The sequence below is a fragment of the Bdellovibrio sp. GT3 genome (assembly GCF_037996765.1).
In the GTDB taxonomy this organism is placed as follows: domain Bacteria; phylum Bdellovibrionota; class Bdellovibrionia; order Bdellovibrionales; family Bdellovibrionaceae; genus Bdellovibrio.
The window spans coordinates 408,881-430,197 of record NZ_JBBNAD010000004.1; the positions used below are offsets into that span (position 1 = coordinate 408,881).

The 21,317-nt window shown below is 46.5% G+C and carries 26 protein-coding genes; 8 read left to right on the top strand and 18 right to left on the bottom strand.

Features of this window, described 5'->3' with window-relative positions:
• The first annotated feature begins 240 nt into the window (after positions 1-240).
• Positions 241-954: a hypothetical protein gene (locus tag AAAA73_RS03625; RefSeq protein ID WP_340596805.1), complete on the top strand. Its 714-nt coding sequence runs from the start codon at positions 241-243 to the stop codon at positions 952-954.
• 57 nt (positions 955-1,011) lie between these two features.
• Here AAAA73_RS03625 and AAAA73_RS03630 read toward each other — a convergent pair whose 3' ends face one another.
• From AAAA73_RS03630 to AAAA73_RS03645, 4 genes are all read right to left on the bottom strand, one after another.
• A complete protein-coding gene (locus AAAA73_RS03630; protein WP_340596806.1) occupies positions 1,012-2,595 on the bottom strand; it encodes a hypothetical protein in 1,584 nt (527 codons plus the stop codon).
• A gap of 115 nt (positions 2,596-2,710) precedes the next feature.
• A complete protein-coding gene (locus tag AAAA73_RS03635) occupies positions 2,711-4,261 on the bottom strand; it encodes a sensor histidine kinase (protein WP_340596807.1) in 1,551 nt (516 codons plus the stop codon).
• Positions 4,258-4,938: a response regulator transcription factor gene (locus tag AAAA73_RS03640; protein WP_340596808.1), complete on the bottom strand. Its 681-nt coding sequence runs from the start codon at positions 4,936-4,938 to the stop codon at positions 4,258-4,260. Before AAAA73_RS03640 ends, AAAA73_RS03635 begins: the two co-directional genes overlap by 4 nt.
• A gap of 159 nt (positions 4,939-5,097) precedes the next feature.
• Positions 5,098-5,535 (bottom strand): hypothetical protein, encoded by a 438-nt coding sequence (locus AAAA73_RS03645; protein ID WP_340596809.1) that lies wholly within the window; start codon positions 5,533-5,535, stop codon positions 5,098-5,100.
• A 268-nt stretch (positions 5,536-5,803) separates the two neighbouring features.
• Here AAAA73_RS03645 and AAAA73_RS03650 point away from each other — a divergent pair, with 268 nt between their 5' ends.
• Complete coding sequence (locus AAAA73_RS03650) at positions 5,804-6,073, top strand: KH domain-containing protein (protein ID WP_340596810.1); 270 nt, start codon at positions 5,804-5,806, stop codon at positions 6,071-6,073.
• Positions 6,074-6,172: 99 nt separating this feature from the next.
• Here the strand turns inward: AAAA73_RS03650 and AAAA73_RS03655 are convergent, their stop codons facing one another.
• Both AAAA73_RS03655 and AAAA73_RS03660 read right to left on the bottom strand, forming a co-directional pair.
• Entirely contained in the window at positions 6,173-6,709 is a 537-nt protein-coding gene (locus AAAA73_RS03655) for a Dps family protein (protein WP_340596811.1), read from the bottom strand.
• Between the two features lie 114 nt (positions 6,710-6,823).
• Positions 6,824-7,777 carry a hydrogen peroxide-inducible genes activator gene (locus AAAA73_RS03660; RefSeq protein ID WP_340596812.1) on the bottom strand — a complete coding sequence of 318 codons (954 nt, stop codon included), beginning with the start codon at positions 7,775-7,777 and terminating at the stop codon, positions 6,824-6,826.
• A 54-nt stretch (positions 7,778-7,831) separates the two neighbouring features.
• On the opposite strand from AAAA73_RS03660, the gene AAAA73_RS03665 reads away from it, so the two are divergent.
• Positions 7,832-8,494 (top strand): protein-L-isoaspartate O-methyltransferase family protein, encoded by a 663-nt coding sequence (locus tag AAAA73_RS03665; protein WP_340596813.1) that lies wholly within the window; start codon positions 7,832-7,834, stop codon positions 8,492-8,494.
• Between the two features lie 3 nt (positions 8,495-8,497).
• Here AAAA73_RS03665 and AAAA73_RS03670 read toward each other — a convergent pair whose 3' ends face one another.
• The 4 genes from AAAA73_RS03670 to AAAA73_RS03685 form a co-directional block, all read right to left on the bottom strand.
• On the bottom strand, positions 8,498-8,806 hold the full coding sequence (locus tag AAAA73_RS03670) for a transcriptional regulator (RefSeq protein WP_340596814.1): 309 nt from the start codon (positions 8,804-8,806) through the stop codon (positions 8,498-8,500).
• Positions 8,807-8,811: 5 nt separating this feature from the next.
• Positions 8,812-10,128, bottom strand: coding sequence for an OmpA family protein (locus AAAA73_RS03675; RefSeq protein ID WP_340596815.1), 1,317 nt, complete (start codon positions 10,126-10,128; stop codon positions 8,812-8,814).
• A gap of 177 nt (positions 10,129-10,305) precedes the next feature.
• On the bottom strand, positions 10,306-10,917 hold the full coding sequence (locus AAAA73_RS03680) for a Crp/Fnr family transcriptional regulator (protein ID WP_340596816.1): 612 nt from the start codon (positions 10,915-10,917) through the stop codon (positions 10,306-10,308).
• A 2-nt stretch (positions 10,918-10,919) separates the two neighbouring features.
• On the bottom strand, positions 10,920-11,939 hold the full coding sequence (locus tag AAAA73_RS03685; RefSeq protein ID WP_340596817.1) for a hypothetical protein: 1,020 nt from the start codon (positions 11,937-11,939) through the stop codon (positions 10,920-10,922).
• A gap of 134 nt (positions 11,940-12,073) precedes the next feature.
• Between AAAA73_RS03685 and AAAA73_RS03690 the strand changes: the two genes are divergently transcribed.
• Both AAAA73_RS03690 and AAAA73_RS03695 read left to right on the top strand, forming a co-directional pair.
• Positions 12,074-12,943 carry an HNH endonuclease family protein gene (locus AAAA73_RS03690; RefSeq protein ID WP_340596818.1) on the top strand — a complete coding sequence of 290 codons (870 nt, stop codon included), beginning with the start codon at positions 12,074-12,076 and terminating at the stop codon, positions 12,941-12,943.
• 63 nt (positions 12,944-13,006) lie between these two features.
• Positions 13,007-14,293 (top strand): putative Na+/H+ antiporter, encoded by a 1,287-nt coding sequence (locus AAAA73_RS03695; protein ID WP_340596819.1) that lies wholly within the window; start codon positions 13,007-13,009, stop codon positions 14,291-14,293.
• A 70-nt stretch (positions 14,294-14,363) separates the two neighbouring features.
• Here AAAA73_RS03695 and AAAA73_RS03700 read toward each other — a convergent pair whose 3' ends face one another.
• The 4 genes from AAAA73_RS03700 to AAAA73_RS03715 form a co-directional block, all read right to left on the bottom strand.
• Complete coding sequence (locus tag AAAA73_RS03700) at positions 14,364-14,588, bottom strand: hypothetical protein (protein WP_340596820.1); 225 nt, start codon at positions 14,586-14,588, stop codon at positions 14,364-14,366.
• Between the two features lie 87 nt (positions 14,589-14,675).
• Positions 14,676-16,136: a sensor histidine kinase gene (locus AAAA73_RS03705; RefSeq protein ID WP_340596821.1), complete on the bottom strand. Its 1,461-nt coding sequence runs from the start codon at positions 16,134-16,136 to the stop codon at positions 14,676-14,678.
• The gene (locus AAAA73_RS03710) at positions 16,114-16,797 is read right to left on the bottom strand and encodes a response regulator transcription factor (RefSeq protein ID WP_340596822.1); all 684 of its coding nucleotides are present in this window, start codon (positions 16,795-16,797) and stop codon (positions 16,114-16,116) included. The genes AAAA73_RS03705 and AAAA73_RS03710 overlap by 23 nt, the downstream gene beginning before the upstream one ends.
• A gap of 61 nt (positions 16,798-16,858) precedes the next feature.
• A complete protein-coding gene (locus AAAA73_RS03715; protein ID WP_340596823.1) occupies positions 16,859-17,242 on the bottom strand; it encodes a hypothetical protein in 384 nt (127 codons plus the stop codon).
• A 224-nt stretch (positions 17,243-17,466) separates the two neighbouring features.
• Here AAAA73_RS03715 and AAAA73_RS03720 point away from each other — a divergent pair, with 224 nt between their 5' ends.
• The 3 genes from AAAA73_RS03720 to pdxH all read left to right on the top strand — a co-directional run bounded on the left by AAAA73_RS03720 (position 17,467) and on the right by pdxH (position 19,306).
• On the top strand, positions 17,467-17,862 hold the full coding sequence (locus AAAA73_RS03720; RefSeq protein WP_340596824.1) for a response regulator transcription factor: 396 nt from the start codon (positions 17,467-17,469) through the stop codon (positions 17,860-17,862).
• Positions 17,863-18,007: 145 nt separating this feature from the next.
• Positions 18,008-18,709 (top strand): FKBP-type peptidyl-prolyl cis-trans isomerase, encoded by a 702-nt coding sequence (locus tag AAAA73_RS03725; protein ID WP_340596825.1) that lies wholly within the window; start codon positions 18,008-18,010, stop codon positions 18,707-18,709.
• Between the two features lie 9 nt (positions 18,710-18,718).
• Positions 18,719-19,306, top strand: coding sequence for a pyridoxamine 5'-phosphate oxidase (pdxH, locus tag AAAA73_RS03730; RefSeq protein WP_340596826.1), 588 nt, complete (start codon positions 18,719-18,721; stop codon positions 19,304-19,306).
• Between the two features lie 14 nt (positions 19,307-19,320).
• Here pdxH and AAAA73_RS03735 read toward each other — a convergent pair whose 3' ends face one another.
• The 4 genes from AAAA73_RS03735 to AAAA73_RS03750 form a co-directional block, all read right to left on the bottom strand.
• Positions 19,321-19,956: a hypothetical protein gene (locus AAAA73_RS03735; RefSeq protein ID WP_340596827.1), complete on the bottom strand. Its 636-nt coding sequence runs from the start codon at positions 19,954-19,956 to the stop codon at positions 19,321-19,323.
• Positions 19,957-20,055: 99 nt separating this feature from the next.
• Complete coding sequence (locus tag AAAA73_RS03740; RefSeq protein WP_340596828.1) at positions 20,056-20,265, bottom strand: hypothetical protein; 210 nt, start codon at positions 20,263-20,265, stop codon at positions 20,056-20,058.
• A gap of 134 nt (positions 20,266-20,399) precedes the next feature.
• Entirely contained in the window at positions 20,400-20,999 is a 600-nt protein-coding gene (locus AAAA73_RS03745; RefSeq protein WP_340596829.1) for a GNAT family N-acetyltransferase, read from the bottom strand.
• On the bottom strand, positions 20,971-21,282 hold the full coding sequence (locus tag AAAA73_RS03750; protein ID WP_340596830.1) for a hypothetical protein: 312 nt from the start codon (positions 21,280-21,282) through the stop codon (positions 20,971-20,973). The genes AAAA73_RS03745 and AAAA73_RS03750 overlap by 29 nt, the downstream gene beginning before the upstream one ends.
• Between the last annotated feature and the right edge of the window lie 35 nt (positions 21,283-21,317).

A 21,317-nucleotide genomic window follows, 5' to 3' on the forward strand; every position in this document is an offset into this window, starting at 1 on the left:
CCCTTTTTGGATTTTGAAATTAGGGGGCTTTGCGAGTCCCTCAACTCGGGCCCCATATGTTAATGCTAGGGGGGGATTGTTGAAGGACCGTGGAGATCATCATTATTTTTGATTTGCTCGACTAACGGGTCTCAAAATGAGACGTGGAATTTCCTGGGATATTGCAAGAAATAGCGAATTCTATTTAGGAAATTCCCAAAATTAGCCGATGACGTTAGTGCAGCCCGGGGGGAAGAACGTATGAAATCTATTAAAAAAATTCTGGTAGCAAGTGGTACTGTGGTGGCATTGGCTGCTGTCGCGGTAAGCTTTCAAAACTGTGCTCCGGGTGCTTCTGAAGATGGAGCAAGCAATACAGTTGCAGCGGACGGCTATTCTGGAGATATCTATTATCCATCCAGTGGCAGTCCGATTGTGTTGACGGCCGGTCAAAACATCACTCTTAAAATTTCCAAGCCTGCCAATTTAAGCGATCTTAGCAGCTATTATTGGGTAATCTATGATACGTCGGTTACGGCTGCGTACATCGGAACAATCACGCAAAGTGGAAGTTACTTCTATGTGTCTTTGCAGGTTAAGTCTGATTTGAGCTCTCAAAAGGATTTGCGCATCTATTTGTATAATCCAACCACGAAATCTTATCTTGACGGCAACGGCGTTAAAATCAGCCTTCGTCCTTCTGTAAGCAATCCCTATTCTTCAGACTACGTCACAGAGGTTTGCAGTTTGAAGCAGAACTCTGCACCTACATTCTCTTTGAACAAGGCCGCAGCGTCTTCGTCAGCTCTTTACATCTTTGATAACGGGGCGGGTGTTGGTAATACATCTTGCAGCATTGGTGGCGTGGCTTATAACTGCCTTGCGCCATCATCGTGGCCAAGCAACTGGACATCGTCCACGTTTACGGTTCAGGCCTACAATCGTTGCGGTGTCGCCCGAACTCAGTCTTTCTAATTTCTTTTGTTATATTCAAAATGCAAAAAAGCCCTCGTAAGAGGGCTTTTTTCGTTTCTATCTGCCGGTTCCCATTATGACCGATGTTCCGGTCAGTGTTGTCGAGCTTGTCGGGGCGGGTACTACTCCGGGGATGGTGATGCCGCTGTTGTAGGTGTTTGTATACGGCGAAGTATAGGTGTTTAAATAGCTGCTGGGTAAAGTGTAACCACTGGATGTGGATCCCATAATGACCCCGCCGGGCAAAGTGGTGGTGGCTGTGGTAAGACCGGTCGGGGAAATATAAGTTGAGCCCGTGTTGTAAAGACCGGTGTTTCCATAAACACCGCTGTAGGATTGCATCATGCTCATTTGATAGTTCAGCATCGCCATCTGTTGTTGCATTGATGCCATCGCAGAATATTGCGAGTTCATCCCACTCATACCGTACATACTGTTCATGCCATTCATACCGTTCATTCCATACATCATTGATGGATTCAGGCCCATCATCGAATTCATCCCAGACATGCCATTCATCCCGTACGGAGAACCCATGCCGGTGTAAATTCCACCACTCATCATTCCGTACATGGAGTTCATGCCGGTCATCCCATTCATCGCACCCATCATGCCCTGGCCGCCCATCATCGAGTTCCCGCAACCAAACCCGCCTTGGCCGGAACCGCTGCTTAAAGCGCCGTACATTCCCTGCATCATATAGGGATATCCGAAGCTTGCCTGAGTGGGGTAACCGAGATTTGCGTTGGCATCTGTGACCATTTGATTGGTCTTGTATCCCGCATACATGGATGCAGCACCTGTCACCACATTCGCAACCAGACTTGCTGTGTTTGATTGAGGTTGTTGATAGTTGTAGTTGTTATTCTTTGCCATACACTCCGTGCAAACAGTGCCCTCTGTGGATTCGTCTTGGCGGGCATCCTGAATATCCTCTTGCAGGCGTTCAATCTGGTGATTCAAATCTTCGATGTCTGATTGAATTTTGGTCGATTGAATTGAGTTGGTTCTATAGCTGGCAATGGCCGATTTACATGTGGAGGTTCTGGCGCGGGAACCGTTGGCGCGATATGTGGAATTATCACAAACAGAAGTCAACACCGCTCCGGCGCGACCGGCATCGCAGTACTTTTTCCACTCCGCTGAAGTGAACACCTGCACGGGCAGCATATTGTCATTGGCTCCGCGGGATTCCGATCGTTGACGACGGGGAGGACGCATTCCTTTTCCTTGGGGGGGCGCCGGACGATCAGACTCGGCCATTTCTGATGATTCATCATCTGAAAATTCCAAACCGGATTCATCAATATCGCCAGTGACCGCGGGCTCCTGGTTATCATTTTGGGGTTCACTGACATATTCAGAACAGCGGCGGGAGCTATCCATGTGGGCCATCAGAACTTCAGCATATTCCTCAGAGAGGTTGTTCGTGATATCAGACTTCGCGCGTTTTAATTCACGGTCAAATTTCTTCTTTTCGGACTTTTTCTCGCTGATCTCTTGTTTTAGTTCGCTGATCTCAAGACGCAATTCCTGAATCTCATCCGATTCGGAACTCATCGCCTGGGCCGGACGTTGTTGGTAGGAACAGCCCTGATTAGCACCCCAGTAGCCTGTGCCCATCATCGTGGGACTCATCATTTGTGCCCACGAGGGGATTGCTGTAAGAGAGAGAGTTGCAATGAGGATCCTGAAGAACATAATGCCCGCCTTTGTATATCACTAAGGTAGCGGGCAAGTGTTTAAAGACTGTGGACTAGGATTTAGGAAACCAAAATGAAACACGTCCACCCGAAATGTGACTCTCATTCGGGGACAGGACAAGGTTTTCCGCTTTCAGTTCGCCACCGTGAAGCTGAATGATTTCTCGCATGATCACGGAGCCAATGCCGACAGAGATTCGTTTGCCTGACGAACCATCTGATAAACTGCGGCTGGCTTTTTTGTGACCAAATTCTTTGAGTGAAGACTCCGAAAATCCAGGTCCGTCATCCGTGATGGAAAGATTCAGTTTGGGGCCACCGTTGGTGATACTAATATGCACCTCTCCCTTGGCAAAGGAGGAGGAGTTTTCAAACGCATTTCTTAGCAGGCGGTCCACCAGCTTTGATGAACCCATGACGTTTGCCTTGGAGGCATCCAAGGTGCTTTCGATTTTGAATTTCAAATTTGGATAACGGTTCTTAAAGACCGTCACCTGGTCCTGTACGCGTTCCAGTAAGTTGATCTCCTCGGTGCCTGCTGAATATTTTGGTTCGGTGATTTGTGCCAGGAACAACAAATCCTCAACCAGTTTTCCAAAGTATTCCACTTCCGAAAAACACAAGGAAACAATTTCCTGACGTTTCTCAGGCGCAAGTCGACCTTCGCCGACCTCCAGCGTTTCCAGAAAGGTCTGCAAAGAGGCCAGGGGAGTGCGCAAGTCGTGTGCGAGATCCTGCAGAAGTTGACGGCGGGCCTGATCGGCCTTGCGTAAACTTTCAACCATGCTTTCCACATCGCCGGCCATTTGATTGAAGGCTTGAACCAGTGGTCCCAATTCCTCCAATTTTTTTGTGGGCATACGTGCTGACAGATTGCCATGACGAAGTTCATTCAGAACATGGAAGGCTTCGTTGGCGCGATCGCGATAGCGGGAGAATTGGTAAAGCAAAGCCACACCCACCGAGATCAAAGTAAACACAATCAAAAAGCCAATTGTGATGAAGAGGGGATTTTTCCGACCCATGTTTGGTGGCGGAGGAGGAGCACCTTTGTGCGGTGGAGGAGGTCCCATTTCACCAGGATGTGGTCCTCTAAAGTCACCAGGACCGCCCGGTCCACCCGGAGGAGGTGGTTGGTCGCCCATAGGAGCACCGAAACCAGGCGGCGGACGAAAACGATGGACGAAGTAGACATCGGCAAACTTCGTTTTTGCGACTTCAATTTTGGGAGGTCCAAAATTGGACTCGCCGAAGCGAACGGATTTATCCTGGGACATGGTCTTAAGATCTGAATCATTCAAAGCTCGGGGTAAAACAACTTCTCCGTTGACCAGGCTTTTTCCAGTTCTATCGACGATATCAAAACGCAAAAAGTTATCCGAAGTGTTGCTATCCTGAAGCTTTCTAAAAGCAACCAGGGGGTCGTTATCCAGTTGTTGATAAACGTTGCGGAACAAATGGTTGGGAGGTCGCACAAATTGGACCTGGGAGGGTTTGTCCAAATAGGAAACCAGCCATGTGGAGCCAAATGCCATAAAGATAAAAACGATGATGATTGAAACAAAGATAAAATAGTTTCTACCAAACAAGGAGCGGGTGATCATGCCAATTTCTCCAGACGGTAACCTTGTCCATAGACGGAGTTGATTTTCACATTCTGAATACCGTTCTTGGTAAGTTTGGAACGAATGTGGCTGATATGGGAGTCAACGGTACGGTCAAAGAGTTCCTCTCCCGATGACAAACTGGCGATCAGCTTTTCCCGGGAGATAATTGTTTCGGGATTTTCAAAGAATACGCGCAGGATCTCAAACTCACGACGATTTAGATTCACCAGGCCGTCTTCGGTTTTTAGAACCTGCTGATTTTTAATCAGGGTTAAGCCAGCAAAACGCAACAAATCCAAAGTGGGCTTGCGGTCATTGAGTTGATTCTTGATCCGTACCATGATTTCTTTTTGGCCGAATGGTTTACGGATGTAATCGTTGGCACCATGCTCAAATCCACGAACGACACTTTCCTCGTCCGTGCGAGCAGTAAGGAACATGATCGGAGTTTGAATGCCTTCACTACGCAACCATTCACAGAACTCATAGCCATTTCCATCCGGAAGATTTACGTCCAGCAAAAATAAATCGATGCCCGGTTGAGTTTTGAAAATCTCACGACCAGCTGCCAATGATTTGGCCCAATGAACTTGAAATTGATCAAGCTCAAGCTGCATTTGAATTGCTTTGCCCAGTATAGGGTCATCTTCAAGAAGAAAAATTTGTACAGCCATAATCACTCTCTAAGGTATCAAAATATACCCGTACCATTAAGTTCCATTTTGCAGCAGGATTATGGAGTGAGTGTGGAGCTGGACCTTTGTCTCACTTCGAGACAATTGTGAAAAGAGAAACCAAGTCGGACCTTGGCTCCTCTTTTGATTGGATAATGTCTATGGTCTCAAATCGTCCAGGCATTTCATTGCCGGGTCACGTTGTTCTGGATTCAGAATGTCAAAGAAGACCTTCATCTGGAAGTCACCCATCAATTTACCCATTGCGATGGCTTTTGAGCCCACATCAGCCTGTGCTGCGGCTCCGTCTTCTTTAGTTGAAGTCGCGCTGCTGAATGTCTTTTTCATATCTGACAATGACTTTCTAAGGTCGGTGCGCATGGCTTTGCGTTGGTCATTGAACTCCAGGAAGGCGTCACGAAGTGCCATCTGTTGCTCTTCAGTCGCCTTTACGGCTTTACAGGAGGCCGGTGCTTCAGGCTTCTTGTAGATGATTGTATCCACCATAGATACTGTAAGTTCCTGAGGTGTAGTCGCCATGGAAATGGCTGGAGTCACGAGTGCTGCAATGACAGCCAGTTGAGTAAGCTTTTTCATTAATTGAATCCTCCTATTTATGTTGGAGTCTCGATTCAAGACAATATTCGGTAAAAAGAAAAGACGAACTCGTGTTTTTTGTTGAATTGAATAGGGCAGAAATGCGGTAAACTGTGACTAGTCAAATTCTTGTATATCCCCGAGTTTGACTCGCGTTTACACAACGAATGTTGTGAAACAAGTTCTGGGCTAGGAAAGTTTTCTTCCAGTTGCGGAGTGACAAAATTTAAGTACAATTCATTTTGTATCGGGACTTAAGGGAGTATTTGTGACAGTCGAGCAACAATTGAACGAAGCACGTCAACGTATTGGATCCATCATGGCAACGGTAGTTAAAGAAATGACTTCTTGTAAAGAGAATGTGGAAGTCACTTTTTCTTGCGGGGAGAAAACTACGATATACAAAGTCGACCTTCCGCAAGAGTATCGCGGTAAGTTGATTGGGGCTCAGGGTAAGAATATTTCGTCCTTAAGAAATATACTGGGCGCGATGGCGGGGAATCATGGGTTCCGCGCAATTATTGAGCTGGTGGTTTAAGTCTTAATTAAGACGGCATCGGCGAAAATCGAAAATGGAAGTTTTAAAAACACAAAAGGCACCTTATGGGTGCCTTTTGTGTTTTTAAAAGCAGCAAACCTAGGAGAGATGACTGCGAATCATCCAAGCTGCTTTTTCGTGGAAGCTGATCAAGTCTTCGTACAGAGTCACAGCACTGGTTTCCTCTTCTTGCTCCGCTGTTTCAAGGCGGGCTTTGTAGAGCTCTGCAAGTGTGGTGTGATCGGCTGTTAGTATATCGATCATTTTTGTAGCACTGAGTTTTTCATCAGTGCACTCTTCCACATCAGCTAATTTTTTAAAGGCTTGAAAACTGCCGGGCGCTGGCGACTTCATGGCGCGCAACACTTCTGCGGAGCGATCCACATACTCGGCAATTTGTTCGTATTGTTTTTCGAATAGTTTATGCAGTGAAAAGAACAAAGGACCCTCAACATTCCAATGAAAGTTTTGGGTTTTTAGTTGTAGTAGATAAAGATCAGCCAGAGTTTTCTTCAATTCACCCACCGTGCCGGTTTGGGTGCTTTTATCTGAATCCTTCTGTGAGCCTTTCGCAGTGGCTTTATTGAAGGTATGAACTGTGCCGGCTGAAGTTTCTTTTTGTGCTCCGTATTTCATAATTTCCTCCTAGGGCAAAACCAGGTGACGTCCATAGGATAGGCCTTTGAAAGCTAAATGAAAAATCTTCTTTTGCTATGGCGTATATAGGCTAAAACTATGTGTTGTGTGGCACTAGCTGCGATGGCCTAAAGGATTGTCGACCTTGAACTGCTGCTTTGATTTTTGTAGAGGAACATCTTTCGGCAACGCTGTGATGATGGTTTCGATCAGTGCCTTCAAAAGCGCTTTGCGCTGAAAGTGAGGGCCATGCAGCAGGCTGACTTCCCGAGTGGGAATGGGTGCAGTGAATGGCTTTAAGCGCTTCTTGTCACGCACATCATCAGTCGCGAGCAAGGGAAGCAGGGTAAAACCGTCGCCTTGGTCAACGAGCTTTTTCAAAGTTTCCAGGCTGCCGCCTTCAAAGGAAAAATTCGTGGTCACGTTTTCATTTTTTCTGTTTTTGCAAAGCCCCAGGCTTTGTTCCCGAAAACAATGTCCTTCGCTGAGCAATAACATTTCATTTAAGGACAGATCTGATTCGTCGACATGTTTTTTTTGTAACAAAGGATGCTGAGGAGAGAAGTACGCTGTGAACGGTTCATAGAAAAGCACTTTCGAGGCGATATTGATATCATCAATGGGCGTTACCGCGATTCCTATGTCCAGGGAGTTGTTGCGAATTTTCTCCACAAGTAGCTGCGTTTCCATCTCGTCGATCACCAGATGCACATCTGGGAATTTACTCATGAATTTATTCAGAAACAGCGGCAGTAAATAGGGAGCCAATGTGGGTATTATGCCGATGCGCAAAGTTCCACTGATAGCGCCTTTGTTTTCAGCGACGATCTCGCGAAGATGCTGCGAACTTTGAACTACAATTCTTGCTTGTTGCAGTACCAACTCTCCCACCTGAGTAGGACGCACGGGTTGTTTTGTGCGGTCAAACAAAATGACATTGAGTTCGTCTTCTAGCTTTTGAATCTGCATGCTAAGTGTAGGTTGTGTAACGTGACACTGAACAGCCGCTTGGCTAAAACTCCCGGTATCACCAACAGCTAAAATGTATTCAAGTTGTGTAAGTGTCATGAGTAAAGAGTGCACTTGCTCAATAGGGCGCGCAAGGGAAATAAGGATCTAAGGATGGAACAATATCAGGATTTGCTGCTAAAAAGATCTCTGCCATTGTCTGAACAGGTTGTTGAGGCTTACTACCGACACCCAAGACACTTGTTTGTACCAGAATATACATTGCAAGAAGCTTACGAGGATATTCCTTTGCTGCTGTATAAAAAGGGAACCTTCGTTTCCACGATTTCTCAACCCAGCTTCGTGATGCGAATTCTTGATATGCTTCAGCTGGCACCTGGCCAAAAAGTTTTTGAACTGGGAGCAGGCTCCGGTTGGAATACCGCTTTGATTTCTTATATCGTGGGACCGGAAGGTAAAGTCGTCAGCACGGAAATTATTCCCGAGGTGGCTGATCGTGCTCGTGGCATTTTGGATCAGATGCGTATCACCAACGTCAAAGTCCTAACGGGTGATGGGTTTGAAGGGTACCAAGCTGAGGCACCTTATGACCGCGTGATCTTCACAGCCGGTTCCTTTGAGTTACCTCAGGGTATATTTGAACAACTCAAAGAAGATGGATTGATGATTTTCGTAAAAAAGCAGGAAAAAAAGAATGACATGCTTCAATTGATCAAAAAGGTTCAAGGGCAAATGCAGATTCTGAATTCCATTCCCTGTTCGTTTGTCACTGTGAATCGCTCTGGCGAGTCCCGCCTTCAAGACGGGACCCTGTAGACTTTAATGTTTAGGAGTTATGTCGGGACGAGTGTCCGGATCCTTAGGGGATAGCTCCATGATCCGTTCCTCTTTTTCCTTATCGGGAGTTGGTGTCGTCTCTTCGGGTTCATCATAAAGGTGGTAGCGCGAGGCAATTTCTGCAAATCTCTCGCTGGCATCCTCAATGCGCATTCCGACCTTTTTCTCCAAAAGATCGACAATCCTGTTGGAGTTACCCCGAGTGCTTTCCAACTCACTTTCAGTAAGCTCATGCCATTTTTCCATGAGCTCTCTTTTTAAATCCTGCCAAGCATTTCCCGGTGTAACCATGATGTCTACTCCTGAATTTTAGGTTCGATAACCAAGTCGATACGACGGTTTTGTGCACGACCTGCAGCAGTGTTGTTGCTGCCGATAGGTTTTTCATCACCCAACCCAATAGCGTCAACTCCGGTAGCTGGCGTTCCGTTGGCGATCAATTGTTTTTGCACGGCTTGAGCGCGTTTCTCGGAGATGCGCATGTTGACGTCGTTGCTACCTGTGGAATCTGTATGACCTTGAACTTCAATTTTGGATGTTGGGATTTCCTCCAAAACTGATTCAACTTTGGTTAGCAATGCTTTGTTGCTGGCCGAAAGGTTTGCGCTGCCGGAAGGGAAGTTCAAGCCTTTCAGGCGTACTGTGACTTTGCCGTCTTGTGCGAAGACTTCGGCATCCTTGGCGTTCAACTCACTGCGGATTCTGGTCGCTGTTGCTGCTGCGGCTTCTGTGGAGCGTGCCGATTGCAATTGTTTTTCAGCGGCTGTGAGTTCGCGGGATTGAGTGGACGTCTCTGTGCGCAAGCTGGAAATTTGACGTTGTTGTTTTTCAGTTTGCAACACCAGTGCCTCAGTATTTCCGGCATTTACTTTAACCATCACTTCAGCCAGGTGATCTGAGGCTTTGGTTGCATTGGACGCTGAACGCGTAATGCCCGTGGTATTGCGAGGATCAGCTGCAATGAGTTTCATGGTCTCGTTGTATTGTCCTCGTGCCAGGCCCAATGAGCGGGGAGCCTTTTCAGAGGCCTTGTCTTTTTCAGCAGCTTCAATTGTGCTCTTCGCACCGCCCAGGTAACGCTTTTCCACAGAATCGCGTTCCAACTGACGATAGGATGCCACGAGATCAGAGCCTCGTTTGTCGGCGGCCTTCAAACTTCCTTTTTCAATATCGGAAGTCATGTTTTCAAGTTTGCTTTCCAGTTTTTTCCATTCTTTTGGGTACATTTCAGGTGCATTGGCAGCCAAGGCGCCTGAACGTGCATCCACAATCGGTCCGATGGACTTGCGTGCAATGTCAGACTTTGTGGTTCCTTCTTGCAGCCAGCCTCTGGAGTAAGAAACCTGTTCCAGGATATCTGAAGCTTTGTCTTTGTCTGCGATGCCTTCTTTGGCTTTCGCTAGAGCTTTCTCCGCATTTTTGAAGTTGTCAGGGGAAAGGACGTCCATTTGCTTTGAACGGGCTTCATTTAGAAGTTGTTCAGTTTGTGAAATTTCAACCATTGGATCTGAGGTATCAGGTATAGCTGAGTAACTTGGTGGTTTGCTGGCACATCCGATAATTCCGATAACAAAGGCAGATGATATAATCACCTTAGTGCAAAGGGACGACATAATTCCTCCTGTAATAGATATTGGGACTTGTAACCTGCAAACAGGCTAAACCTCCTGTTTTAGAGTCTTCAAGAAAAAGCTGGTTGAAAGTGTCAATAGCTGACGATAGACACCGGACCTTAACAACCTTGGGCGTAATTATTGCGTCGTGGAAATTTAGAAAAGAAAAGAGAGGGACTATTCTTCTTCGGCTTTTGCCAAAAGTAGTTGGCGGTTTTTGATCTGAATGGAGCGGCCCGTGGATTGATCCACGATGCCTTCTTTTTCAAAATTCGCCAGAGTGCGAATCACTGTTTCGGGAGTGGTCCCAGCCCATTGTGCGATTTCTTTTCTGGTCCAATTCTGTTGCGGGAAATTGTCTTGTAAAAACAAAATAGCATCGGCAACTCGGGCGGCGGCGTCTTTATCCATCTGACCGGTCCATTTGGCCTCAGCCAAACGCAAGTCACGGGAGAGGTATTCCAAAAACTGCATGGCCGCTTCCGGGTGATTGCGGAAAAGTGCCAGAATTTCAACCTTCGGAATAAAGGAAAGAACAGTGTCTTCAACCGCAATCGCCGAAGCATAGTAGTTTTCGCCAGCAAACAGGGCGCGGTAACCGACAAGTCCACCGGGTCCGATCAATCGCAAGGTATGAGCGGAACCACTGGAAGAGGATGAATCCAGTTTGATAAGCCCGGTGTTGATTTTATAAAGCCCGAGTGGCTCGCTGCCAGCTTCAAATATAGTCTGTCCAGCCTTGTAACGCCTAAGTGTCTCGGCTCTATCCAATAAATCCTGAAGTTTCATGATTAACAGCGTACCAAATAGTTTTCAGTTAGCGAATGATTTTTGCTTAAAGCCTTATCTAACAGGACGCTGTCAGAGGGGTGTTGGTATTCGGAGGTATTCAGTCGTTCCGCGGCGGCCCATTCCTCTGCCGTGAAACTCCAGCTGGTCAAAACATTTTGGAAACAGTCTTTGAAATCTGCTTCCAGGCCGGGTGGCAGATTTTGCTTCATGTCCTCAGAGGTTTTGCGTTTGTAGAACCCCAAAAGCACGGCTTTTAGTGTTTTTAACAAGTGCAAGGGCACAGAATTCATGTCGGACATAAGATAATGAAATTCGTTCTTGAACAGATCATCTTCCGAGAGCATGTCATTGATCTGCTGCAGGCTTAGAACATGCAAAAGGTTTTTGCAGAAATGCACTTGTGCCGTGGCGCGGATCGGGTCATGAAAGAAATGATCCGCATGTATCAGATCATGAACAATAAACCCCAAAACATCCCGTCCGTCTTCCACGAAGGAGTCGATTTCATGGGGCTGAATCAGCATGCTGACACAACGCTGTCCCAAGGCTTGCATTTTAAGAACATCGAACGCGGAAGGGATTTCCGTGGTTAAATTCAAATTATAGTGGCCCGTTTGCCACGAGTTTACCGTTCTTTGAACTGAAAAAGGAATCGATCTCCAGCTGCGCGCACAATATGCATCGACAAAATTTGCTTCGGTATCGAGGTGGCTTAAACTTTTGGCTCCTGCCAAGTGAGCCGGCAAAGAGTCGCGAAGCACCGAGATCACTTTGTGACCGGAAATACCTGAACGGGGAGTGTTGGGTAAGGGGAGATTGTGCAGTCCGCCTAAAAAATCCTGTGGACGTCGTAAAAAGCAAAAAACTAAAAGGTAAGTGCACACCATTTCAACATCGCTGAGATGTTTGTTACGCCACAGCGAAATAAACGGCGCAAGAGCAGTGATCGCTTGCTGTGTGTTGTTTTGCAAAAATGTTTCGTCCAATAGACGATGGCGAAATCGCCCTGCTCGTAACATAATTTCTTTTCTAAGTTTCCACGGCTGACCGAATCCTAACACTTATATCCTTGCATTAGGTCTTTGGTCCTTCTTTAATATCTGTATAAGCAAAATAATACAAGACAGGGATGTCTTTTCGAGGGGGCCGTTAGATGATCAGAAAGCTTCTTGCCGGAGCACTTGTATCGATCTGCGCGTTAAATGTTCATGCCGAGATTTCGGATTATGAAGATATAAACGGAAATAACCCACGATTTGACGAATACTACACTGTTTCCACTCAATCACCCACGAACCATCACGAAGCACCTGAAAACAGAATAGATCCATGGGTTGCGGCTCAGGAGCTGTTTGATTCCTCTGCTGTGATCGGAGAGATCAAGGCCGCTGTCATTTCGCTTTTACACTTTGATCATCACAATGAAGATTATGGAAATGTGGGGCAGCCCTACAATCGTAAAAGTCATTTTGGTGGTTGGATTTATCCAAGCCATGATAATTCGTGTTTAAACACACGGGGCTTGGTTTTAGCGCGGGATTCCAGTATTCCGGTGACTATGAATTCCAGTGGTTGTTCCGTGGTCAGCGGGCAATGGGCCGAGCCTTATACTGGCAAAACGGTGACGCAAGCTTCGGAGATTCAAATTGATCACTTTGTGCCGTTGAAAAATGCCTACGTCAGCGGCGCACATAAGTGGAATTATTCAAAACGCTGTTTATATGCAAATTTCATGGGTAATAACTTTCAGCTTCTGGCAACAGACGGGCCTGAGAACATGAGAAAAAGCGATAACACTCCAGAAAGATACATGCCACCCAATCGCGCGTACTCTTGTCAGTATCTGGCGCAGTGGTTGAAAGTGAAATTGATCTGGGATCTGGGTTTGACGCCGCCGGAAAAGCAAATTGTCGAAAATTTGGTTCAACAAAATCATTGTGATCCAAAGCAATTTCAATACACAGTCAGCGAGCTTCAGACGCAAAAGCGACTTATGGCGGATAACGCCAATTTGTGCCACTGAAAATCGGCAACGCGTGTCCGCTTTTTTTAGACACGCCCTGGTTTTGTGAGTAGGATTCTACTCATGACATATACAAATCTAGAACTCATCGGAACGATATTTTTTGCGTTGGCAGTGATTCACACCTTTATGGTGGGTAAAATATTGCATTGGTCTCACAAGTTTCCCAAAGGCTCCATGACCAGCGGTGTTTTGCATTTGCTGGGAGAGATTGAAGCGGTTTTTGCGATTTGGGCCAGTATGTTCATGGTGGTTTATATTGCCATGGAAGGTTGGACGCCAGCGATCACCTATCAGAATTCCCTGAATTTCACCGAACCGTTCTTTATTTTTGCGATCATGGTGGTGTGCTCAACACGTCCGATTTTAACAATTGCCCGTCAGGCCATTCTTGAATTAAGCACGTGGATTCAAAAGATTCTGAAAACACCGGCCGTGACAACGGATCTTGCAGTGGTCTTGATCATGGGTCCTTTGGCGGGAAGCTTTATCACCGAGCCTGCGGCGATGACTGTGACAGCGTTCATGCTAAATGCGATGTTGCAAAAAGAATCCAGCAAATTGATCTATGCATTGATTGCAGTTTTGTTCGTGAACGTTTCTATCGGTGGGGCTTTGACTCCTTTTGCGGCGCCTCCGATCTTGATGGTCGCATCCAAATGGGGCTGGGACTTTAATTATGTATTCACTCACCTTGGCTGGAAGTCGGCAATTGCTGTGGTGATCAATGCGATCGGTTTGGTTCTGATTTTCAAGAATGATTTTAAAGCGAATTGTATCACTCTGCGCGATGTTGAAAACAGAATGGCGGGTGGGCAGAAGTCAATTCCTTGGCAGGTGACTTTGATCCATTTGGCATTCCTTGCGGGCATCGTGGTGACAGGACATCATCAAAATGCCTTCCTTGGGATTTTCCTTTTGTTCTTGGGGGTCGCAGCAGTGACCACTCGTTATCAGGATTCACTTCGTTTGAAGGAAAGTCTTTTGGTTTCATTGTTCCTTGGCGGGATCATTCAATTTGGTGCTTTCCAAAAATGGTGGTTGGCGCCACTCCTGGGTAGAATGAACGACATTGTGCTTTTCAAAGGCGCTACATTGCTGACAGCAATCACCGATAATGCCGCGTTAACTTATCTGGGATCACAAGTGGATTTATCTGATGCCAGTAAGTATGCGTTAGTTGCGGGGGCTTTGGCCGGGGGTGGTTTGACGATCATCGCGAATGCTCCGAATGCTGCAGGTTACTCGGTGCTAAGTCACAAGTTCCCAGGCGGCATCAAGCCATTGAATCTGTTAATCGCAGCGTTGGCTCCAACGGCGGTTGCGATAGTCTGTCTTTGGATGCTTTAGAATTTAGGCAAAAAAAAAGGAACCCCGAGGGGTTCCTTTTTTACTTGGAGCAAAGCTCGAAGTACTCAGACTAGTGAGCAGCTTCTTCTTTTTTCTCTTCAGTTTTTACAGCTTTTTTGCCGTGTTTTTTAGCAGCTTTTTTCTCAGCTTTTACTTCAGCTTTAGTTTCAGCAGCTGGAGCAGCAGCAGTAGTTTCTGCAGGAGCAGCTGGAGCTGCAGCAGCAGGAGCAGTTTGGTTAGCTTGAGCGATAACACCAGCGAATACAACAGACATCAAGATAGTTGCGAATTTCATTGAAACCTCCAAAGGTTCTTTTTGTTTTCCGATATTGGAAACAAAAATAGACTAGCAAACAGAGTTAAATCTGTGATTAAAAGCATATTAAAAGTTTTTAATTTCAAATGAAAATATCGCGCCATTTTTTTCTGGGTGATTGCGGGCACTTAGCTTGGCGTCGTGTAAATTGGCGATCTTTTGTGCGATGGCCAGACCTAGACCAAAGCCTTTTACGCGGTTTTCCACGGACGCGCCTCGCGAGAATCTTTCAAATATAAATGGCAATTTTTCGTCAGGAATTCCCGCGCCATTGTCTTCGACCACAAGTTCTGTTTTCGCGTTCTTCCAAATCAGGGTGATGGTCACGACATCATTGTTGGGTGAATACTTGATCGCATTCTCAATAATATTGAAAACCAAATTCTCAAGAAGATCATTGTCGCCACGAACGGTTTTGCGATCTGCATCGGATTCGTTGTTGATATTAAATTTAAGTTTGATGCCTTTTGAGCTGGCCAGCTTCTCGCAGCGGGTGAGGGCTTCAAAAACCAATTCTTCCAAGGAAATTTCCTGCAGACTTAAGGCATCAAGGCCTGCATCTGCGCGCGCCAGCAGCAACATTTCCTGAACAATGTTTGCAAGACTGTCCACTTCCTGCAACGCACTTTTGGTGTATTGCTCCAGATCGATCTTGTTTTGCGTTTTCAAGAGTTCGATTTCCTGGCGCATGATCGTGAGAGGAGTCAGAAGCTGATGAGAAGCATCTGCAATAAAGCGTTCCTGGGATTGAAAGGCCTGTTCGATCCGATCCAGCATTTCATTCAGTGTGAGAGCCAGTTTTTTGACTTCGTCGTCAGCGACGGGCACGGGAACCCGGCGGGTCAGTTCGCTGGCTTTGATTTCCTTGGCGATATCAATCATGTGAATCACAGGCGCCAAAGCACGGGAAGACAAAAACAATCCCCCCAAGGTGGCAATCAAAAGCACCACGGGAATACCGATTTCCAGAAGTGTCAGACGTTTGCTGATTTGGGTTTCCAGCAAGGTCATCGGGACGGCAATTTGAAGTAAAAGTTGTGGGTTCGTGACGTTATCCAGAGGAAACGAGATCAGGCGATAAGAATCCGCCTCTGCCGATGGGATGTCATGAATATGTTCAATGGTGCGATAAGTGGCCTCTTCGCCGGCCCAGATTCGTTCGAAATCTTTTTTGTACGGGGGATTGAATTCTCCAAAGTTTCCCACGCGAGCCAATACCGCGCCCGAGCTGTGACGTACTTGAATCAATGCTGTTCCCAGTGGGAACGGCAGGATTTTTCCATGATCCAGTCTTAGCGGTGGAAAGTTCAGATCGCCTTTAACCCCGATCTCCACACCCTCGGAAACGTCCACGGAATAATTGAAAAGGGCGTCGTCGAAATCCTGCTGAAGGTTATCGATCGACATTTTAAAAATGACCATGTTGAACAGAATCGTCGTGGCGCCAAAAAACACGACAAAAAACAGGGACAGGCGAACGCGAATGCTGAGTTTCGCAAATAGGTTACGGAGACTCTTTAAGAACATAGCCGGTCCCCACTACGGTATGAAGAAGTCTTTTGTTGAAGGGGGCATCAATTTTTTTGCGCAAAAGATTGATATAGACATCGATCACATTGGATTCGGAATCAAAGTGAATGTCCCAGACGTGCTCTGCAATCGAAACGCGACCCAATGGGCGTTCCGGGTGGCGCATGAAGTACTCAAGCAGCGCAAACTCCTTGGTCGTCAACGAGATATCCTGGCCGGAACGACGGACTTTGCGTTGTAAAAGATCAAGTTCCAGGTCGGCGTATTTTAAAACGTTCGTGATAGCGCCACTTGTCGAGCCTTTACGGCGAAGCAAAGCGCGCACTCGGGCATGAAGTTCATCAAAAGAGTAGGGTTTGGTCAGGTAGTCATCGGCGCCAGCATCAAGGCCGTTCACTTTGTCTTTGGTGGTGGAAAGAGCTGTAACCATCAGAATCGGGCCAGTAAATCCATCGCGGCGGAAGTGCCGGGCCGTATCGATGCCATTCTGATCCGGAAGCATAACATCCAGAATGACCAGGTCGTAGTCGCCTTGAGCCATGTAAGACTCGGCAGATGTACCGCTTTCGGCAATATCAACAGCGTAGCCGACTTCGTTAAGGCCTTTTTTAAGGAAGTTGGCCATTTTTGCCTGATCTTCAACTACGAGTATCCGCATGGTTTCCCCTACTGTGTGGGAAAAAACGTCTCACTTCCACTCGGGGATGGCAAGGGTAATGCTAGATGTCAGGGATTTCACCGAAGTCATACTCGTGCTTTTTTTTAAATCCAGAGGAACTGGATTTTTCGACGCTGAGTATTCTTTTTTCGGAATCGGCGGTGACAGAGACAGGAGAACCTCCGGGTTCCCCGGAGTCCTGCAACTGTTTTAACACAGTGGCGTAAGACGAAATTTTGCGCGGCAGGGTGTAGGCGCCACGGGCTTTGTCGGAGTCAAAGAACACTTCCACTTCGTCGGAAATATCACGGACCACGCGCACTTTGGCCGTGAATGACTCGGACTTCTCCTGAGTCGCCTCGGACTCATAAATACGGGTATTGACCTTCTTGCTTTGGGCATGGCCCGGATCCGATAGAAAAAGGAGAATTATCAAGCTGAGCATAATATGAGTTCCTCTAAGGGTTATTGTGCACGGAATTCGAAGCGTAAGTCCATTCTCCATTGTGGCCTATCTTGTTTTGAGACGGGGGATGGGAGCGGTGCTAAGAGCTTCTAAATAGCCGATTGAATTCAATTTTTAATAAGAAACACTTGCTGATTTGCGCAACGCAGAGCAGACTTTTGTTAAGGGTCTGGATATGGACTCATTTGGAAAATTGGAGCGTAGTGGAATTGGTGCATGTGTTGTTCGTTGATGACGAACCGACACTCCTATCTTTGTTCAAGCAGGAAGTTTCGCGGCAGAGTCCCGCGCTGTCCTTCCATTATCATCTTGTCGCCAATGCTCATGACGTGCTGAAACAGTTGGATGGTTTCGGTAATGCCCCTGTCCTTGTTGTGATTTCAAAAGTAACCACGCCGGAAATGGACGAACTGGCACTTTTGAAGGTTGTGCAAAGAAAGCACCCACGCGCAAAAATTTATATATGTACCGACGTGAATGCGCCCTATGTCCGCAAGGGAAATGAAGAGCATGGGGCTTTGAGATTTATTTCCAAACCGCTGAATTTCAAATCCTTATACGGGGCTATTTCCGAAGACTTCCTGAATCCGCTATTTTAGTTTCTGCTCGTAAGAATCCTTGATGCCAACTTTACAATCCGGAAAGAACGCGCGTGTCAGCACGCATTATCTATTTGAAAATCCAATAAATCGGCGCAAGATGTATTGTCTCAGAAAATGATAACAACCTTGATAGGGAGAAAGAATGAATAAGTTAGTACTTGGAGGCCTTGTTGTTGCAATGGCTCTTACAACTGCTTGCAACAGAAAAGTTAAATTGGACACTGATATCAAAAAGGCGTCCTATGCTATCGGCCAACAAATTGGCGGCAACTTGAAACAACAAAACATCGATTTCGATTCTGACGCTTTGGCGCAGGCTTTGAAAGATGCTTCTGTTGGTAAAAACGAAATGACCAAAGAAGACATGCAAGCAGCGATGATGAAACTTCAAGAGCTTGCGATGAAAAAACAACAAGAAGCAGCTGATACAAATGCTAAATCAGGTAAAGACTTCCTTGAGAAGAACAAATCTGCAGCTAACGTAAAAACAACTGCATCTGGTCTTCAATACATCATGGAAAAAGAAGGCACCGGCGCGATGCCTAAAAAAGAAGACGTAGTTAAAGTTCACTACAAAGGTACTTTGACGAACGGCGAACAATTCGATTCTTCTTATGACCGTGGTCAACCAGCTGAATTCCCAGTTGGTGGCGTTATCCCAGGTTGGACAGAAGCTCTTCAGTTGATGAAAGTTGGCTCTAAAGCAAAACTTTTCATCCCACCAGAACTTGCTTACGGCCCATCAGGTCGCCCAGGTATCCCACCAAATTCAGTTCTAGTATTCGAAGTTGAATTGATGGATATCGTTAAGGCTGACAAGCCAGCTGCAAAAGCTAAAAAATAGTCTGCAATAATGTTTGATCTGACTATTGACCCTTATCTTCATTTCGATCGCCTCCTTAAAGAGGCGACTGAAAAGCAAATCCCGGAGGCGAACGCCATGTCGGTCGCCACCGTGGATGATAGGGGCATTCCCTCTGTGAGAGTTGTCTATCTAAAAGACAGAACTCCAGAGGGTTTTGTTTTTTATGGCAACTATCACAGCCATAAGGGATTGGATCTGGAAGAAAATCCCAATATCTGTTTGAATTTTCATTGGCCAGCTATCTGGCAACAGATTCGCATCACGGGGATGGCAGTTAAAGTGCGCCCTGAAGAAAGCGATGCCTACTGGAAAACCCGTGCTCGCCTTAGTCAAATCGGCGGCTGGGCTTCAAATCAAAGCGAAGAAATTCCTGACTACGATTATCTTGAACGTCGCGTGCGTGAATACGAAAAGCAATTCGAAGGACAGGTGATCCCGCGTCCACCGCATTGGGGAGGATGGTTAGTCATCCCCACCGAAATCGAATTCTGGTTTGGTTTAAATGGTCGATTGCATGAACGCTACATCTACGAAAAAACGGAAGAGGGTTGGAATACCTTCATGCGTTCTCCGTAAAAAATCTCATTAAATTAGTGTCTGGTGTCGTCTTGAAAGCTTTCACCGGAATGCGACTCCGATTGGCGTCGTTGTTCACGACGGGCTTCGCGGGCCGCACGACGAGCGTCTCTTTCCTCGCGGCGATGTTCACGTTCTGAAAAACGTTGCTCACGTCGGGTTCTGCGCCCCTCAACAAAATCCATCAAAAACTCAGCTAATGCGCCATCAAGGCTGGAAGGTCGGGGATGCTCATGTTGTTGCATGCGTTCCTCCTCTTTTTCAGCTGCTTCCTCGGCCGCTTTTTTCTGCGCGTTTACTTTTTTAACTCCCGGCCATTGCTGAGTGAAAATGTACGTGTACCCACCAGCGGTGATTGCCGCCAGAATCAAACCCGCCCAGAGAGTGGCCGTTCCGTAGACGGTGCCCAACTTATCATATTGAAGGGTGGCATCGATCAGTGCCATGAAAAGCCCGCCACAGAAAAAGAATGTGGCGCAGACGCCCAGTAAAACAAGCGTCACGGGTTTGCGCAGTCGCAGAGCAATGTCGTCAATAATTCCGGATTGAATTTTTTTAAGATCGAATCCGCCACCACCGCCTCCACCGCTAAATCCCATGGATTTGGAGCTAATAAACATCGCAATTAAACTGCTCAGTATCTTCATCATGAATGACTCCCGTGCTTTTGAATTTTGAGTTGTGTTATAAGTTCAAGTTTTGGACGGGGGCTTTTCCGAGGGTGCGGTGGAAAAGCCCTCGTGTTTTAATCAACGGCGTGAGCGAAGTATCGCACCTGCCACGAAGCCTACGGCGCATGCGCCAAGGACTGTGGCAGTTGGATGTTTATTCACCAACTCCGTGGATGTATCTACTGCTTGACGAGCACGGTTTTGAATTTCTTTATAACTGCTTTCCCAAAGAGAAGCCGCATCGCGAGCTGCTGATCGGGATTGTGAGTTTAATGCTGGTCCAGCCATAACTAACTCCTTTGTTAGAGGATCAGATCCTGTTTAGATTCTGATCCTCTCCAAGGGGGTTCGCCAGTGAACTTTGGCTAAAATGTTAGCGCACACGCGATCTTCGCGAAGGTGACTTCGACCTTCGGTCTTATTTATTTCTGTTTTGGTGGGAATTTGTACTTAATGCCGTAGTCTTCGCAGGTCGCCGCAAAGTTAATCATATCAAGCCATTTTTTATTTTCGAAAAGACGTTTTGAGCTGAAGCCTTCTTTTTTTAGTCCAATTTTTTTAGCTACTTTTAGGGAGGCTTTATTCGTGGGTTCGATATTAGCTTCAACGCGGTGAAGTCTTAGATCTTTGAAGGCAATTTGCAAAGCAGCGGAGCAGGCTTCTGTGGCAAAACCGTGGTTCCAATAGTTGTTGAAAATGCGGTATCCAAGAATTCCATTTTGCGAAGATGTACGATGAATGTTTCCAATAAAAACTTCGCCAATTAAAAGACCATCGTCCTTCAAGAATACACCAAAGGAGTAAACTCGGTCCAAGGCATGACCGTGCAACTGTTTCTTTAAAAGTGCTTTGAACTTTGCTTTGGTAAGTTCTGAATCAACCCAATTGGTTTCATCAAATTGATTTTGAGGTGGAAGCATACTGCTGTAGGCTTGCGACCAGTTCTCAAAGTCATGAAGTTCCAAAGGACGCAGGATGAGGCGTTTCGTTTTTTTAAACAGAGGCAAAGTTGTCGATTTCATTGCGTACCAGTCTAAGAGGAATGCGCTCCAGGTTGCAATAGTAATAGCTAAGCTTTTGTGGGGCACGCACGATGGCTAAATGAGAGCGATGACCCGTCAGGCGCACTTCAATTTTTACATCTGCATTTATGGGAACAGCCACCATGCGGGGAGTGATAAACGGAGTGAGTTTGTCGTCGACCCAAATTTCAGCACCCTCTTGTTCAGACACCACCATACAGAGGCCCATTTCCTGGTCAGGTTTTTTTGGAACTTTTAAAAGATCACGTAGAGTTTTAAACATGGGCACGGTCTAACACAGGCCGCTTTGCGTTTACC

What these genes read in the sequence shown, in the direction of transcription:
- AAAA73_RS03705 (WP_340596821.1), bottom strand. Translation starts at nt 16,136, where the DNA reads ATGTTCTTAAAGAGTCTCCGTAACCTATTTGCGAAACTCAGCATTCGC.
- AAAA73_RS03745 (WP_340596829.1), bottom strand. Translation starts at nt 20,999, where the DNA reads ATGAAATCGACAACTTTGCCTCTGTTTAAAAAAACGAAACGCCTCATC.
- AAAA73_RS03715 (WP_340596823.1), bottom strand. Translation starts at nt 17,242, where the DNA reads ATGCTCAGCTTGATAATTCTCCTTTTTCTATCGGATCCGGGCCATGCC.
- AAAA73_RS03630 (WP_340596806.1), bottom strand. Translation starts at nt 2,595, where the DNA reads ATGATGAGTCCCACGATGATGGGCACAGGCTACTGGGGTGCTAATCAG.
- AAAA73_RS03740 (WP_340596828.1), bottom strand. Translation starts at nt 20,265, where the DNA reads ATGGCTGGACCAGCATTAAACTCACAATCCCGATCAGCAGCTCGCGAT.
- AAAA73_RS03625 (WP_340596805.1), top strand. Translation starts at nt 241, where the DNA reads ATGAAATCTATTAAAAAAATTCTGGTAGCAAGTGGTACTGTGGTGGCA.
- AAAA73_RS03725 (WP_340596825.1), top strand. Translation starts at nt 18,008, where the DNA reads ATGAATAAGTTAGTACTTGGAGGCCTTGTTGTTGCAATGGCTCTTACA.
- AAAA73_RS03660 (WP_340596812.1), bottom strand. Translation starts at nt 7,777, where the DNA reads ATGACACTTACACAACTTGAATACATTTTAGCTGTTGGTGATACCGGG.
- AAAA73_RS03670 (WP_340596814.1), bottom strand. Translation starts at nt 8,806, where the DNA reads ATGGTTACACCGGGAAATGCTTGGCAGGATTTAAAAAGAGAGCTCATG.
- AAAA73_RS03685 (WP_340596817.1), bottom strand. Translation starts at nt 11,939, where the DNA reads ATGTTACGAGCAGGGCGATTTCGCCATCGTCTATTGGACGAAACATTT.
- AAAA73_RS03700 (WP_340596820.1), bottom strand. Translation starts at nt 14,588, where the DNA reads ATGAAATTCGCAACTATCTTGATGTCTGTTGTATTCGCTGGTGTTATC.
- AAAA73_RS03675 (WP_340596815.1), bottom strand. Translation starts at nt 10,128, where the DNA reads ATGTCGTCCCTTTGCACTAAGGTGATTATATCATCTGCCTTTGTTATC.
- AAAA73_RS03655 (WP_340596811.1), bottom strand. Translation starts at nt 6,709, where the DNA reads ATGAAATACGGAGCACAAAAAGAAACTTCAGCCGGCACAGTTCATACC.
- AAAA73_RS03690 (WP_340596818.1), top strand. Translation starts at nt 12,074, where the DNA reads ATGATCAGAAAGCTTCTTGCCGGAGCACTTGTATCGATCTGCGCGTTA.
- AAAA73_RS03665 (WP_340596813.1), top strand. Translation starts at nt 7,832, where the DNA reads ATGGAACAATATCAGGATTTGCTGCTAAAAAGATCTCTGCCATTGTCT.
- AAAA73_RS03750 (WP_340596830.1), bottom strand. Translation starts at nt 21,282, where the DNA reads ATGTTTAAAACTCTACGTGATCTTTTAAAAGTTCCAAAAAAACCTGAC.
- AAAA73_RS03645 (WP_340596809.1), bottom strand. Translation starts at nt 5,535, where the DNA reads ATGAAAAAGCTTACTCAACTGGCTGTCATTGCAGCACTCGTGACTCCA.
- AAAA73_RS03710 (WP_340596822.1), bottom strand. Translation starts at nt 16,797, where the DNA reads ATGCGGATACTCGTAGTTGAAGATCAGGCAAAAATGGCCAACTTCCTT.
- AAAA73_RS03635 (WP_340596807.1), bottom strand. Translation starts at nt 4,261, where the DNA reads ATGATCACCCGCTCCTTGTTTGGTAGAAACTATTTTATCTTTGTTTCA.
- AAAA73_RS03680 (WP_340596816.1), bottom strand. Translation starts at nt 10,917, where the DNA reads ATGAAACTTCAGGATTTATTGGATAGAGCCGAGACACTTAGGCGTTAC.
- AAAA73_RS03695 (WP_340596819.1), top strand. Translation starts at nt 13,007, where the DNA reads ATGACATATACAAATCTAGAACTCATCGGAACGATATTTTTTGCGTTG.
- AAAA73_RS03735 (WP_340596827.1), bottom strand. Translation starts at nt 19,956, where the DNA reads ATGATGAAGATACTGAGCAGTTTAATTGCGATGTTTATTAGCTCCAAA.
- AAAA73_RS03640 (WP_340596808.1), bottom strand. Translation starts at nt 4,938, where the DNA reads ATGGCTGTACAAATTTTTCTTCTTGAAGATGACCCTATACTGGGCAAA.
- pdxH (WP_340596826.1), top strand. Translation starts at nt 18,719, where the DNA reads ATGTTTGATCTGACTATTGACCCTTATCTTCATTTCGATCGCCTCCTT.